Here is a 14,391-nt window from a genome sequence, read left to right as displayed (position 1 = left end):
GACCCGGTACGAGGCCGATCCGCCCGCACCGTCAGGAACCACCTGGATCACGAAGCCCATCGAACAGACTCACAGGACAGCGCCTAACCGAAGAAACCCCGCCGCGGGTACTTGATGATCAGCGACCCCCCGTGCACGCGCCCGGTGATGACGAACCGGGGCGTGCCGGGGCGGCCGTTCGAACGCGTCCGGTCGTCGAGGTTGCCGAACTTGATGTCGGTGATCGAGTTGGTGTCGACGGCGCCGTTCTCGGGGATGGTGATCTCCACCGGACCCCATTTGGCCTGCAGTTCGATATGCACGACCGGGTGCCGGATCTCGGCCTGGGAGAAGTCCAGTTTCGTGGCGCCGTACTTGTTCCGGATCACCATCGACTCGGGGACGAGCCAGTTCCCGTCGCGCTGCAACGCCGAGTACTTGCCGTTGAGCTCCATGACCTGCCCGGACGACTGCGCGTAGGCGTGCTGCCTCGGCGGCGACCACGGGTTCTGCTGCTGCCGCGGCACCATTCCCGCCTCGGGATGCACCAGCCCCGGCAGATCCGTGAGCACCGCGTTCAGCTCACCGCGGGTCTTCGAAGCGAGGGCGCGGTCGGTCCGTTCGGTGAATTCGTCGAGGTTCAGCATCCCGAGGCCGATCGCCTTCTGCAGGACTTCGATGACGTGCTCGCGTTCCGCGTCGGAGACCCGGATGTCCCGCCCGGTCAACGGCTTGGTTTCGGTCGCCGGCTGCTCTTCCTCGCCCATGCCTGGAATGGTAGAACCGGATCTCACGCGCGAGATCGGGGAAATACCCTGAACAGACCCGCATTTCTTCCCTGGGCCGCCCTGCTGGCGGCGTTCCTCCTGCTCGCTGGTTGCGATTTCGGCGGCAAGGCGAACCCGCCGGAGGCCATTCCGACGCCGACGGCCCCGCCAGCGTCGAAACTCGAAGGCGAACCGGTGGACTACAGCGGTTTCCGGCTCGTCATGTCGACTTCGCCGCCTTCGATACTCGATCCCGCCACCGGCGTCACCACCCCGCTTCCGGGTGCTCCGGCCGGGGACCGGGTCAACGACGTCCTCCGCGTCGGCAAGTTCCCGGTCGTGCTGTCGGCCGCGCGGTGCGGGCCGTCGTGCCTGGAGCCGTCCGAAGTCCTCGTCTACGGCGATCCCCAGAACCAGCCGTGGAAGCTGGGCAAGGCCCGCAGTGTCGCCCCGTCCGCGGATGAGAGCGGCGTCTGGCTGATCCGCGACGACGGCAACGACCTCTGCCGCCTCCAATACGTCTCTCTGCTCGGCGCGGAGCGGGATCGCGGCCGTCCGGCGAGCTGCACGACAGCCGTTCGCCAAGGGATACCGAAGGGCCTGCTGATCACGGTGAACAGCGGGACGGCCAGTGCCGAGGACGTGCTGATCGACCCCGCGACGGGCCGCGCACTGCACCAGTTCCCCCGGGTGCTGGCGGTCACCAAGGAGCGGCTGCTGCTGGCCGAGCTGACCAAGTTCTCCGTGCTCGACCTGCGCAACGATCAACGGATGCCGGTCGAGCGGCCGGTGGCCAACGGCATGCCCGGCATGGTGGTGCCGAGTCGCGACGGCTACCAGGTCGCCGTGCTCTTCGGTGACCCCGCCTGGGCCGGGACCGCGACGCAGACCGCGGACGTCTGGGTGCTCGCCCTCGACACCCTGACCTGGACGCACGCGCCCTCGATGCCGATCGCGACCCCGCTCAAGCAGGTCGCGATCGAATGGACCGAGGACGACAGCCTGGTGATCGCCACCGACGTCGTCGCGAACTGGCGCCTCGATCGGCCGCGGTGGACGGTCGTCAAAACGCCCCTGCCCGCCGAGCGGAACCAGCGGGTCGTGGCCATCGCGCAGGGCTGAGCTATTCAGTGCTATTCAGTGCTACTCAACGTCGAGTCCGTGTTCGATGGCGTAGCGGGCCAGTTCGACACGGTTGTGGAGCTGGAGTTTCCGCAGCGTGGACTGGACGTGGTTCTCCACCGTCCGATGCGACAGCACGAGCTTCTCGGCGATCTGCCGCGCTGTCATCCCCTTCGCGACCAGGCGCAGGACGTCGGTCTCGCGTTCGGTCAGCCGCGGCGGCGCGGGCCCGTCGTCCGGGGCGTCGGCCATGCGGCGGTACTCGCCGAGGACGAGCCCGGCGAGTCCGGCGGTGAACACCGGGTCGCCCACCGCGGTCCGTTTGACCGCGTCCACGAGCTCGCTGGCCGAAGCCGATTTGACCAGATACCCGGAGGCCCCGGCCTTCACCGCCTCGAGGACGTCGCTGTGCTCGCCGCTCGCGGACAGCACCAGCACCTTCGTCGACGGCAGCTCCGTGGTGATCTCGCGGGTGGCGTCGACCCCCGACGTCTCGCCGAGGTTGAGGTCCATCAGGACGACGTCCGGCCGGACCGTCCGCGCGATCCGCACCGCGGCCGGCGCGTCCGGCGCGGTGGCCCGCACGTCGAAACCGTGTTCGGCCAGGTCGCGCGCGACCCCGTCCCGCCACATCGGATGGTCGTCGACCACCATCACCGAGACCTGAGCCTCACCGGTCATCGCTTTCCCCTCGCCGCGACTGGAACCTTGACTTCCCATTCCGTGCCCTGGCCGGGCGCGGTGTCCAGGGCGGCGCTTCCGCCGAGATCCCGCACCCGTCCCTTGATGGACTCCGCGATACCTAGATGTCCCTCGGCCGCCGCTCGTTCCAAAACGCCGGGCGCGATTCCGGGACCGTCGTCGCGGACACTGACCACGACCTCGTTTCCGAGGTCCTCCAGCAGCACCCAGGCGTGCGCTTCTTCACCCGCGTGTTTTTCGACGTTCGACAGCGCCTCCCGTGCCACGGCCACCAGTTCCGCGGTCACGTGCTCGGGTAACTGGACCTCGCCCGCGGGGGTCGACACCTGCACGGACGGCGTCGCGAGCAGTTGCAGCGCGGCCCGGAGGTCGGTGGTCCCGTTCTCGCTCGAACGCGTCGGTTCGGTGGTGACCAGTGCCCGCAGCGCGATCTCCTGCTCGCCTGCCAGCTTCGCCAGCTCGGCGGCCTCCCCGCCGAATTCGGCGCCGCGTTTGCGCACCCGCGCGAGCACCTGCAGGACGCTGTCGTGGATCGAGCGGGCGAGCCGCTCCCGTTCGGCCGTCGCGGCCTCCATGCGCAACGCCCTGGTCAGCGCGTCGGCGGACCGGCGGGCCATGGTCGCGGCGAGACCGATCACGAACCCGCTCGCGGTCAGCAGGAAGCCGTCCCGCGCGACGTCGACGTCGAACCGCCAGCGCACCAGCCCGGTGACCACCGAGACCACCAGTCCGGCGAGCACGCCGCCGACGGCGCCGAACCGGGTGCCGGCGGCCGCGGGCGGGACGGCCGCCCACACCGTCGTGATGAGCGGGGTGTTGGCGTCGAACTGCGCGGTGGTCAGGATCCACGCCGACGTGAACATGAGGGCGGCGGTCACCACGAGGTCGACGCCGACCAGCCACGGCCATCGGCTCGACGGCCGCGCGTAGAACACGCTGCTCAGGACGGTCCACCCCGTCATCGCGCCGAACGCGGTCCACGCGAGCCACTTATTCGCGTAGCCGTCGTAGTGGACGATGAACGAGCCCAGCGCGAAGAGCAGCGTCGTCACCCGAAGCACGATCACCCCGCGCCACAACGGGGTGACCGGGTCCCGCGTGCCGAGTGCGGAGACGGCGCGCCAGAGCGGGGTCTCGGTCACGACTTGGCTTCGGACTCGGTCCCGGGATCGTTCGGTTGTGCCGCCTGATCCCGCAGGACGTCGATCTCGGCCGGATCGGGATCGTGTTCGTGCAGCAGCGACCGGATCCCCGCGTTGAGCACCGCGAGCAGCGGTACCGAAAGCAGCGCGCCGGCGATCCCGGCGGTGACCAGCCCGGCGGTGATCGCGAGCACCACGGCGAGCGGGTGCAGCTTCACCGCGCGGCCCAGCAGGATCGGCTGCAGCACGTGGCTTTCCAGCTGCATGACGCCGATGACGATGGCCAGCACGATCAGCGCGCCGACGACGCCCTTGGTCACCAGCGCGATCAGCACCGCGACCGCGCCCGCGATCACGGCACCGATGATCGGGATGAAGGCGCCGAGGAACACCAGCGTCGCCAGCGGGATCACCAGCGGAACGCCGACGATCGCCAGCCCGACGCCGATGCCGACCGCGTCGACCACGGCCACCGCCGCCGTCGCGCGCACGTAGCTGACCAGCGACGCGAACCCGCGGCGCCCGGCGACGTCGACCCGGTTGCGCACGCGCCCCGGCACGCCGCGGACGAGGAACTTCCAGATCTGGTCGCCGCCGGAGAGGAAGAAGATGAGGATGAACAGCGTCAGGATGAAGCCGGTGACGATCTCGCCGACCGTGCCCGCGGTGGTGAGCGCGGTGGTGGTGATCGACGCCTGGTTGTTCTGCAGGAAGCTGATCGCCTGGTTGATGAACTCCTGGATCTGCTCCTGCCGCAGGTGCAGCGGTCCGTCGATGAGCCAGACCTTGATCTGGTTGAGGCTCTCCGTCAGTTGCTTCTGCAGTTCCGGCAGGCCGGAGGAGAACTGCGCGACGACGAACGTCAGCAGCCCGCCGAGTACCGCGAGCCCGGCGATCAGCACTATCCCGGCCGCGAGGCCGCGAGGGAACTTCAGCGTCGTCAGCTTGGAGACCGCCGGCGCGAGCAGCGCGGCGAGCAGCAACGCGATCGACAGCGGGATCACGACGACCGACAGATAGCCGATCAGGAACACGATGACGTAGAGCGCGGCGATCACCACGATGAAGCGCCAGGACAACGCCGCGCCGATCCGCAGGCCGCGGGGCACGAGGTTGGTGACGTCTTCGGTCGACTCGGAGAGGAACGGGTTCGCCGGGTCGAATTCCGGCTGTTTGCGCTGGGGCTCGCTCACGGGCACACCGTATCGGTCCGAGGCGACGTTTTCCTGAACATTCCGGGCACGCGCATCGGGCGAATTCGCCCAATGCGACGCTTGACACATCACCAGGGGATCAACTCCGTAGTAACCCGTTGCCGCCAGCATTGATCACGCACCGTGATTTCGGGCTACACCCTGTGTTCTTCACACGATCGTGCCATCAAGGTGGTTCAAAGTCGCGCGGGACTTCCGCACTTTGCTTATGTCGGTCCCGCAACGACCGAACGAAAGCGACAGGAGACCGAGTGACGAACGCGGCGAAGAACGAGGGGCGGGGCGCGGCGCGCTTCGGCCGTCTCGCTTCGCGTGCGCTGTTCGTCCTCGGCGGTGCCGTCGCCGGTTCGGCCGCCGCATGGGCTGTTTCCGGCGCCTCCGCTTCCGCGGACATCACCCCGGTGGTCTCCGCTCCCGAAACCAGCGTCACCCCGGTCACCGACGCCACCGCGGCGGGCTTGACCGACGTTTCCCGCGGTACCTCGAAGTTCGCGGGCGACGTCGCCGGTGCGATGTGCGGTGACCACCAGCAGGACGCCACCACGTGGTCGATGCCGGGCGAGAACGGATCCGCTTCCGCGAAGCACCACTGCGGCGACATCCGCGCCGACGAGCACGAGGTCTCCACCCGCGTCAGCGACGCGGTCACCGACTTCGCGGACAACTCGGTCGTCACCCCGGTCAAGCGCACCCTCGGCGCCGTCGAGCACATCGTGCGCAAGCCGCAGGACACCCGCCAGGTGCTGGACGAGACGTTCGCCCCGTCACCCGACTTCGGCCGCAAGGTCTGGGACCTCCTCGACCCGAACGGACACGGCGACCTCGTCCCGCGGCTTCCGGTCGACGGCGGTCCGGTCGACCCGGACTCGCCGCTGGACACCATCGGCGCCGGTGACCAGGTCACCGACTTCGCGCTGCTGGCGACGACGCAGTTCCCCGCTTCCTCCGAGACCGTCCTCCCGATGCCGGCCTTCGTGCAGCAGCACGGTGCCTTCGATCAGGTCGAGGACGCTCCGGCGCGTGACGGTCACCGCGGTGACTTCCCGCTTCCGTTCACCCCGGCGCCGCTTCCCGCCGTGCCTTCCTTCCCGACTGTCCCCGGCGGCTCCGCCCCCGGTGGTCACCTCGACGGCCTGACCCACGGCGTTCCCGCCTGGGTCGCCGCCGCCGTCGAGCGTTCCCTGACCGGCTATTCGCTGGCAGGCACGCGGTACATGCCGCTCACCCCGGGTTCGCAGCCCGGCGTCACTCCCGACTGAACACCTCCCTCCGCGGGGTAGCCGACGCGCCTCACGCCTCCCGATTCCGGGCTTGGCTTCGCGTCCGCTCCTGATCCCCGCGACACGGCGGTGCGCTTTTGTGCGCCCGCATTCGTTCCACCCCCTCTGGTGCCGCTTCGAAGGCACCTCTCTGAACCCGAAAGGGAACCCGAAATGAAGGAGAAAAACCCCATGCAATCCTGGGCAAAGCGCGGACTCCAGACCGCGTTGGTCACGGGTGGGTTGTTGATGCTGGGCACCGGCATCGCCTCGGCTGACGAACACGTCAACCCCGACACCCCGGCCTCCCCGCTCGACGCGAACGTCACCGTTCCCATCGAGATCGACAACAACGCCGTTGGCACGCCCCTCGGCCAGGCCGACCTCCCCGGCTACCAGGGCGAGGTCAGCACCAAGGCCGTCACCAAGCCCGTCTCGGACGCGCTGGACTCGGCTTCCTCGCCGGGCAGCAGCACCGACGGCATCGGCGGAGGGCTTCCGTCCCTCCCGACCACCGGCGCCGTCCCCGCGCCGCTGGCCGCCAAGGACTCGTCCCGTCAGATCAGCGGTGGGCTGACCGAGGGTGGCTTCACCACCACGGACGACATCCTCAAGGGCAACAAGGTCGTCGGTGACGTCGTCGTCCCGATCCAGATCGTCGACAACGCCATCGGCGTGATCGGCGACGCCGAGGTCGAGGGTGGCTCGCACGACCAGACCTGGTCGCACAACCAGGACATCGAGACCACCGGTGAGGACTCCAGCCTCGCCGGGAACGTCGTGTCCCTCGACTGGGCGCTGCCCGTGCAGATCGCCGGCAACGGCGGCGGGCTCGCCGGCGGCACCGGCCGCGTGGTCGGCGGTTCCGCCAGCCAGAGCACCACCGAGACCGGCAACATCACCACCGACGGCGAGGGCTCCGCCCTGTCCGGCAACGTGCTGGCCGGTCAGTTCGCCACCCCGGTCCAGGTCACCGGCAACGCCGCGTCCTGGATCATCGGCAACGCCAACAGCTCCGGCTACGAGGCCGAGACCGACGCCACCTCCGGCGGCTGGATCGAGACCGACGGTGACGACTCCGCCCTCGGCGGCAACGTCGGCGCGGTGCCGATCGCCCTCCCGGTGAAGGTCAACGACAACGCGGCCGCCGCGTGGGGTTCGCTCGCGAACTCCAACAGCAGCTCCTCCGCGGACGCCACCGCCGGCGACACCACCCCCGGCTGGAGCAACGTCCCCAGCTACGTGCAGACCTCCGGCGAGGACTCGGCCGTCGCGGGTAACGCGATCGTGCCGCAGACCGCGGACGTCGCGAACGTCGGCGGCGTGGCCGCCAGCTGGATCGGGCTCGCGAACACCGGCACCGAAGGCGGGACCAGCCAGTCCAGCGTCGTCGACGCCGGTGGCTTCGTCAGCTCCGAGGGTGAAGGCTCCGCGGGCGGCGGCAACATCGTCGACCCGGCCGTTGCCGCTCCCGTCGAGGTGACCTGCATCGCGGGCACCTACATCGGCAGCGCCAACGTCGCCTCGTGCGAGAACACCGTCGACGCGAACGCCGGCAACGGCAGCCACACCACGGGTGACGACTCCACCCTGGCAGGCAACATCGTCAACACCCAGGCCGCGCTGGCCCCCGAGGTGTTCGGCGTCGCCGGCTCGCACATCGGACAGGCGACCGCCGAGGCGTCCGAGACGAAGACCGTGACCGCCGGTGCCTACGACGGCACCACGGGCAACGACTCGTCCGGCTCGGGCAACATCGTCCAGGTCCCGGCCGCCGTTCCGGCCGAGATCTTCGGCGTCGGTGGCTCGTTCATCGGCCAGAGCACCGCCTCGGCCGAGGAGACCAAGGTCGTCTCCGGTGGCGGCGGCGGGAACACCGCCGACGACAACGGCTTCCTCAGCTCCAACCTGGCGACCACGCCGGTTTCGCTGCCGGTGCAGGCGTTCGGGATCGGTGGCGCGTTCATCGGCCAGGGCCACGGTGGCGCCGACGGCGACACCACGTCCAACGCGGGCGGCGACGTCCACGCGACCGGTGACGGTGGCGCGGGCTCGGGCAACCTGGTCTACGGCCCGGTCTCCCTGCCGGTCCAGGCGCACAACTTCGCCGCTGTGCTCGGCGGAATCGCCTCGGGCAAGGGCACCAACCTCACCGACTCGAACGCGGGCGGCGACGCCACCGCCAACGGTGAAGAAGGCGCGCTGGCGGGCAACATCGTCCAGACGCCGATCGGTGGCGCGGTCCCGGTGACCGGGCACGGCATCGCCGGTGCGGGCATCGCCGAGGGCGACAGCGTCAGCGACGTCCTTTCGGAGGCCGGCGGCGACGCCACCACCACGGGTGACGAGGGCGCTGTCTCGGGCAACATCATCGGCGCGCAGGCGCTGCCGATCGTGCCCGTCACACACGACGCGGTCGCGGCGGCCGGTCTCGCCGACGCCGAAGGCTCCAACACCGTCGACGCGCTTTCGGGCGGCGACGTGGAGACCTCGGGTCTCGACGGATCGCTCTCGGGCAACATCCTCGACATCCCGGCCGCGGTCGACCCCGAGGTGTTCGGCAACGCCATCGCGGCGGCCGGCGGCGTGTCCGAGACCGAAGCGGACAGCATCATCACCGGCCAGGCCGGTGGCGACAGCATCACCGACGGCAGCGGAGAGGCCCTCTCGGGCTTCAACTTCCACCACCCGCTGGTCTTCGTGATCCCGGTGAACGAGCTCGAAATCCCGATCCTCGCGATCGCGGACGAGAACTCGACGGACAACACCGAGATCAACGACGAGGACTACACCCGCGCCTTCACCGACACGGTCGGTTCGGAGATGCCGATCGACGCGCTGCCGACGCTGCCCTTCGGCGCTCCCGCGGTTCCGTCGCTGAACGGTGCCGGCACCCTGCCGACCACCCCGGCGATCGGTGGCGCCCGCGCCGACGGTCCCCAGGTGGGCACCCTGCCCGTGCAGATGGCGGGCATGACCGCGCTGAAGCAGCTGACCGCCGTCCCGACGGCGCTGCCGAAGTCGGAACTGCCCGAGCTGCCCGGCACCCCGGCGCTGCCCGGTGTCCCGGCCCTGCCGAAGGCCCCGGGTCTGCCCGGTGACGCCGCTCGCGCGGACGCCCCGAAGGTCGCCCAGCTGCCGGCCCTGAACGGGCTGCCCACCGCCGGCAAGCTGCCGGTGCAGCTCCCGACCGCGGGCGCCCTGCCCACGGCGGGCAAGCTGCCGGTGCAGCTGCCCACCGCCGGTGCGCTTCCGGCCGCCGGCAAGCTGCCGGTCCAGCTGCCCACCGCCGGTAACCTGCCGGCCGCCGGCAACCTGCCGGTGCAGCTCCCCACCGCCGGTGCGCTTCCGGCCGCGGGCGAACTGCCGGTGCAGCTGCCCACCGCGGGCACCCTGCCCGTCGTGAGCAACACCCCGGCGATGCCGACCGCGCAGGTCCCGGCTCTGGCGGGCGTCGACTCGTCGCCGCTGAACATGTTCCAGCGTTTCATCGGCACCCTGACCGGCAAGAAGTTCCACACCATGTGAACCTGCCAGTCGGCTAGCGCCACTGAATGAACCGAAGCGGGCCCGGGAGACACTCCCGGGCCCGCTTCCTTTTTCGTGTTCCGCCCCCGATCACGCGTGATCGGGGCGGAACACGCGAAGTCGCCGCGCTAGTCGGAACCCGGGGTGAACAGCGCGTCCTGGGCGGCGCTCATCGCGGTGAGCACCGCGCCTTCCAGTACCCCGCTCCCGCCGACGGTCCCCGCCCGCACCTCGGTCCGCAGCGGCGAGATCTCCGCGAGCCGGCGGCTCACCCTGGCGGCGAACGCTTCGCCACCGGCACGGCCGATCTCCCCGCCCAGCACGAGACAACCCGGGTCCAGTACCGCGGTGACCGCGGCGGCGCCGATCGCGATCCGCTCCGCGACGATCCCCAGGAACTCCTCGGACCCGGCATCGATCGCGTATCCGATGGCAGCTGCGGCCGCTTCGGCGTTGTCCGCCGAGGAAGCCGGGATGCCGTGTTCGCGGGCGAGTTCGCAGATCGCGCCACTGCCCGCGAGGGTGTGGAAGCCGCCGTCGCAGTCGGTCGCCGTCGGGAGCCGTCCCGGGCCCAGCATCGGCAGGAAGCCGATCTCCCCCGCGCCGCCCGACGCGCCCCGCCTCAGCGAACCATCGAGGACGACGGCCGCGCCGACGCCGAAACCCAGCCACAGCAGGACGAACGTGTCCCGATCGCGGGCGGCGCCGAGCCGTTGCTCGGCGGCGGCCGCGAGGTTGACCTCGTTCTCCAGCAGCACCGGGACACCCAGCCGACGCCGGAGTTCGTCGACGAGTTTTCCGTGCCACGCCGGCAATCCCCCGGCGGGCCGCAGACCGCCGGTCGCCGGATCGACCAGGCCGGGAGCGCCGACGGCGATCGTGTGCAGCGCGGTCGCACCCGCTTCGGCGGTGGTGGCCGCCAGCAGGGCGATCGCCCGCTCGACGGCCACGTCGGTGTCGATGTCCAGCTCGAACGGCAGCGAGGCTTCCGCGCGGGTGCGGCCAAGGAGGTCCGCGACCGAAACGGCCATCCCGTGCGTGCGGACGTCGAGTCCGGCGAGGTACGCGCGTCCGGCGACGATGCCGTACAGCTTCGCGTTGGGGCCGCGGCGTTCCGCGCCCGCCTCGCCGACGATCTCGATCAGCCCCGCGTCCTGCAGGCGTTCCACGAGGTCGGCCACCGTCGGCCGGGAAAGCCCGGTCAACGTCTTGAGCTGGGCGGCCGTCAGCGAGCCCTCGCGTTGGAGCAGGTCGAGCGCGAGGCGGTCGTTGATGGCACGCGCGGTACTCGGGGAGGCGGACGGCATCCGGATGACACTCACCGGCAGATCCTCCCAGAATTAATTATCAGGTTCCCTTCCTGATAGTTTACGCTGACGCCCGTCGAGTCGTTTCATGGACCTTGGGGGCCCAGTGACCAACACAGTGGAAACCGTCGGCGGGCCGACGCGGCGGGTGCGGCAGGCGCGGATCGCCATCGCCGCCGTCTTCGCCGTGCACGGCGCGGTGACCGGCAGTTTCGCCACCCGGATCCCGTGGATCCAGGAACACGCGGGGATCAGCGCGGGCCAGCTCGGGCTCGCGCTCGCCTTCCCCGCCATCGGTGCCTCGCTCACCATGCCGCTCGCCGCGCGGATCGGGCACCGGCTCGGCGGCAGGCTGGGGCTCCGATTGCTGCTCGCCTACTGGACGCTGGCGCTGATCCTGCCGTCCCTGGCGGGAAACCTCTTCACCCTGTGCCTCGCACTGTTCGTCATGGGCACCGCGGCGGGCACCTCGGACGTGCTGATGAACGCCCTCGGCGTCGACGTCGAGGAGAAGATGGGCAAGTCGGTCATGTCGGGACTGCACGGCATGTGGACCACGGGCGCGCTCGTCGGTTCCGCCGCGGGCACGCTCGCCGCACACACGGCGCTGGACGCGCGGATCCACTTCGCGATCGTGTCCGCCGTGCTCACCGTCGCCGGCGCCCTCATCTGCCAGGGCGTGTTCGACGTCCGCAGCGCACCCGATGAGCACCCGCCGCCGAGGTTCGCGCTGCCGCCGAAGTCGGCCGTGATCATCGGTGCCGTCGCGTTCTGCGCCGTTTTCGCCGAGGGCGCGAGCCTCGACTGGTCCGCCGTCTACCTGCGTGACGTCCTCGGCACCTCGCCGGGCATCGCGGCCGCGTCGACCACCGCGTTCACCTGCACGATGGCGGTGGCCCGTCTCTCGGGCGACGCGCTGGTGCGGCGTTTCGGCTCGGTCAAGACCGTCCGCGCGGGCGGCGTCTTCGCGACGGCGGGCGGGCTGCTGGTCGTCTTCGCCGCCCATCCGGTGATGGCGATGGGCGGCTTCGCGTTGATCGGGCTCGGCGTCTCCGTCGTCGTGCCGCTCGCCTTCGCGGCGGCCGGCCGCAGCGGGCCGACGCCGAGCCAGTCGATCGCGGGCGTCGCGACCATCACCTACTCGTCGGGTCTCGTCGCGCCGTCACTGATCGGCGGGATCGCCGACCTGACCTCGCTGACCGTGTCGTTCGGGGTGGTCACGCTGCTGGCGCTCGGCCTGGTCGCGGGCGCTGGAGTGCTCCGGTCCCGTTAGCCGAACTGGAGGGAACGTTTGGCGAGGCCGTGCCAGTAACCGTCGATGACGGTCTCGCCCTTCCCTTCCGAAGAGCTCGCGCCGAGCGAGACGAACAGGGGCGCGAAATGTTCGATCCTGGGGTGCGCGATGGCCGCGGCGGGGGCCTTGCGCTGGAAGTCCAGCAACGCGTCGAGGTCGCCCTCGCGCAGCGTTTCCGCACCCCAGTGGTCGAATTCGCTCGACCACGACGGCGGCGCCCCGTCGGTGCCGTCGGTCTGGCTCATCGCGCTCAGGTTGTGGGTGAAGAAGCCGCTGCCGATGATCAGCACGCCCTCGTCGCGCAGCGGCGCGAGCTTCCGGCCGAGGTCGAACAGTTCGCGCGGGTCCAGCGACGGCATGGACACCTGGAGTACGGGGATGTCGGCGTCCGGATACATCTCCACGAGCGGGACGTACGCGCCGTGGTCGAGGCCGCGGTCGGGGGCGTCGTGGACCGGCGTCTGGGACGAGCGCAGGAGTTTGCGCACCTTGTCCGCCAGCTCGGGAGCGCCGGGTGCGGCGTATTTCACCTGGTAGTAGCGATCCGGGAAGCCCCAGAAGTCGTAGACCAGCGGCACCGTGGTGGTGGCGCCGAGGGTCAGCGGTGCCTCTTCCCAGTGCGCGGAGACGACGAGGATCGCCTTCGGCTTTTCGAGGTCCGCGGACCAGCCGGCGAGCTGGCTTGTCCAGGTGGCGTCGTCGGCGAGCGGCGGCGCGCCGTGGCTGAGGTAGAGCACCGGCGTCATGTCAGCTCCAGGTGTTTGAACTTTCAACTACCAGGATAGACGACGTCGCCCGGCTCCGCCTTATTCCCGGGCGAGGTTCGCGGCCATGCGTTCGAGCACGCCGACCGCCGTCCGGTAGTCGTCGTCGCCGATGCCTTCGGTCGCGCGTGAGCGGAACTCGCCGACCTTGGCCTTCAGTCGGAGATGCGTCTCCCTGCCGGCCTCGGTCAAGGCGTCTTCGGTGTCGACCCAGCCGCGAGCGTGCAGGTCGGCGATGGTTTCCCGCAGTTCTCCGAACGGCGACAGCGCTTCGTCGACAGAGGCTCCGCTGTCGATCGTGTTCAGGACCTGCCAGTGGCGACGGGTCAGCGCTTCGGTGGCGAGGGCCTTCTCCAGGGAAGATTCGAGTGCCTGGTGAAGGTGGGCGAACCAGAATCCGATGGGCTTCATGGATACTCCTCATGTAGACGGCAACTACATGTAAAAGTACATGCATTTGGTGAGGACGGGTAATGACGGACGCCGTGGCCGAAGTGGAACGCGCGATGATCGCCATCCGGCGCAGCCAGGCGAGGCGATCGCTGTCGAAACTCGCGCGCGACCGTGCCGAAACGATGCCGGACCAGGCGATACAAGGGCTCCTCGACGCCGTCGAGGCGGCGGAGGAGAGCGGCGAACCGGGCACCGTCACCAGCCTCGCCGCGGCGCTGACCATCGACCAGCCGCGCGCGAGCCGTCTGGTCGCGCGCGCGGTCGAGGACGGCTTTCTCCGGCGTGAAGCCGATCAGCGCGACGGCCGCCGTGCCGTCCTCGTGCTCACCGGGGCAGGCCGCGCCGAAGTGACGCGCATGCACGAATTCCGCCGCTCGGTGTTCGCCGAGGCGATGGCGGACTGGCCGGACGAAGACCGCCGCGAGTTCGCCCGGCTGCTGACCGCGTTCGTCCGGAACTACGGCGCGCTCGGCGCGAAGTAGTTGACCAGGTTGCCGTCGGGATCGCGGAACAGCAGCGACCGGTTCCCCCACGGCATCGTGGTCGGCTTCTGCACGATTTCGGCCAGCTCCGCCAGCCGGTCGTACTCCCGGTCGACGTCCTCGACCCGGAATTCGAGGATCGCTGTCCGATTCGACTCCGGCACCGCGGCGCCCGCGCCGAACAGGGTCATCGTCTCGGCACTGCCGATCGCCAAGGTGCAGGACGGGCCGACGAGTTCGGCGAACTGCTCGGAGCGCCACCGCGCTTCGAGGCCGGTCACCTTCTCGTAAAAGCCGGCGAGGCGGGCGACGTCGTGGGTGATCACGCGGACGGAAACGAACTGCACGGTGGGTCCTTTCGGTGCCGGAAAGCGGAAC

The 14,391-nt window shown here is 70.1% G+C and carries 13 protein-coding genes; 5 read left to right on the top strand and 8 right to left on the bottom strand.

What is annotated here, in order from left to right:
- Positions 1 to 83: 83 nt before the first annotated feature.
- A complete protein-coding gene (locus ACIHAO_RS02035) occupies positions 84 to 746 on the bottom strand; it encodes a DUF1707 domain-containing protein (protein WP_125781457.1) in 663 nt (220 codons plus the stop codon).
- A gap of 195 nt (positions 747 to 941) precedes the next feature.
- On the opposite strand from ACIHAO_RS02035, the gene ACIHAO_RS02030 reads away from it, so the two are divergent.
- Positions 942 to 1,868 (top strand): hypothetical protein, encoded by a 927-nt coding sequence (locus tag ACIHAO_RS02030; RefSeq protein ID WP_396554311.1) that lies wholly within the window; start codon positions 942 to 944, stop codon positions 1,866 to 1,868.
- A gap of 21 nt (positions 1,869 to 1,889) precedes the next feature.
- On the opposite strand, the gene ACIHAO_RS02025 is transcribed toward ACIHAO_RS02030, so the two are convergent.
- Genes ACIHAO_RS02025 through ACIHAO_RS02015 form a run of 3 tightly spaced genes read right to left on the bottom strand, consistent with a single transcriptional unit; the run spans position 1,890 to position 4,905 of the window.
- Positions 1,890 to 2,549, bottom strand: a complete 660-nt coding sequence (locus ACIHAO_RS02025) for a response regulator (RefSeq protein WP_396554310.1) — start codon at positions 2,547 to 2,549, stop codon at positions 1,890 to 1,892.
- On the bottom strand, positions 2,546 to 3,712 hold the full coding sequence (gene macS / locus ACIHAO_RS02020; RefSeq protein WP_396554309.1) for a MacS family sensor histidine kinase: 1,167 nt from the start codon (positions 3,710 to 3,712) through the stop codon (positions 2,546 to 2,548). The genes ACIHAO_RS02025 and macS overlap by 4 nt, the downstream gene beginning before the upstream one ends.
- On the bottom strand, positions 3,709 to 4,905 hold the full coding sequence (locus tag ACIHAO_RS02015; RefSeq protein ID WP_396554308.1) for an AI-2E family transporter: 1,197 nt from the start codon (positions 4,903 to 4,905) through the stop codon (positions 3,709 to 3,711). The genes macS and ACIHAO_RS02015 overlap by 4 nt, the downstream gene beginning before the upstream one ends.
- Positions 4,906 to 5,177: 272 nt before the next feature.
- On the opposite strand from ACIHAO_RS02015, the gene ACIHAO_RS02010 reads away from it, so the two are divergent.
- Positions 5,178 to 6,185: a hypothetical protein gene (locus ACIHAO_RS02010; RefSeq protein ID WP_396554307.1), complete on the top strand. Its 1,008-nt coding sequence runs from the start codon at positions 5,178 to 5,180 to the stop codon at positions 6,183 to 6,185.
- Between the two features lie 192 nt (positions 6,186 to 6,377).
- Positions 6,378 to 9,713, top strand: coding sequence for a PE-PGRS family protein (locus ACIHAO_RS02005; protein ID WP_396554306.1), 3,336 nt, complete (start codon positions 6,378 to 6,380; stop codon positions 9,711 to 9,713).
- Positions 9,714 to 9,841: 128 nt separating this feature from the next.
- Here ACIHAO_RS02005 and ACIHAO_RS02000 read toward each other — a convergent pair whose 3' ends face one another.
- Entirely contained in the window at positions 9,842 to 11,035 is a 1,194-nt protein-coding gene (locus ACIHAO_RS02000; protein WP_396554305.1) for an ROK family transcriptional regulator, read from the bottom strand.
- A 91-nt stretch (positions 11,036 to 11,126) separates the two neighbouring features.
- Here ACIHAO_RS02000 and ACIHAO_RS01995 point away from each other — a divergent pair, with 91 nt between their 5' ends.
- Complete coding sequence (locus ACIHAO_RS01995) at positions 11,127 to 12,293, top strand: MFS transporter (protein WP_125780058.1); 1,167 nt, start codon at positions 11,127 to 11,129, stop codon at positions 12,291 to 12,293.
- On the opposite strand, the gene ACIHAO_RS01990 is transcribed toward ACIHAO_RS01995, so the two are convergent.
- Entirely contained in the window at positions 12,290 to 13,060 is a 771-nt protein-coding gene (locus ACIHAO_RS01990) for a dioxygenase (RefSeq protein WP_396554304.1), read from the bottom strand. The genes ACIHAO_RS01995 and ACIHAO_RS01990 overlap by 4 nt on opposite strands.
- 60 nt (positions 13,061 to 13,120) lie before the next feature.
- Complete coding sequence (locus ACIHAO_RS01985; protein ID WP_396554303.1) at positions 13,121 to 13,489, bottom strand: MarR family transcriptional regulator; 369 nt, start codon at positions 13,487 to 13,489, stop codon at positions 13,121 to 13,123.
- Between the two features lie 62 nt (positions 13,490 to 13,551).
- On the opposite strand from ACIHAO_RS01985, the gene ACIHAO_RS01980 reads away from it, so the two are divergent.
- Positions 13,552 to 14,013, top strand: coding sequence for a MarR family winged helix-turn-helix transcriptional regulator (locus ACIHAO_RS01980; RefSeq protein ID WP_396554302.1), 462 nt, complete (start codon positions 13,552 to 13,554; stop codon positions 14,011 to 14,013).
- On the opposite strand, the gene ACIHAO_RS01975 is transcribed toward ACIHAO_RS01980, so the two are convergent.
- Positions 13,989 to 14,360, bottom strand: a complete 372-nt coding sequence (locus ACIHAO_RS01975) for a VOC family protein (RefSeq protein WP_396554301.1) — start codon at positions 14,358 to 14,360, stop codon at positions 13,989 to 13,991. The two genes, ACIHAO_RS01980 and ACIHAO_RS01975, sit on opposite strands and share 25 nt — an antisense overlap.
- Positions 14,361 to 14,391: the final 31 nt, after the last annotated feature.

The sequence above is a fragment of the Amycolatopsis sp. NPDC052450 genome, from assembly GCF_044547565.1.
In the GTDB taxonomy this organism is placed as follows: Bacteria; Actinomycetota; Actinomycetes; order Mycobacteriales; family Pseudonocardiaceae; genus Amycolatopsis.
This window is presented reverse-complemented; position numbering and strand designations above follow the sequence as displayed.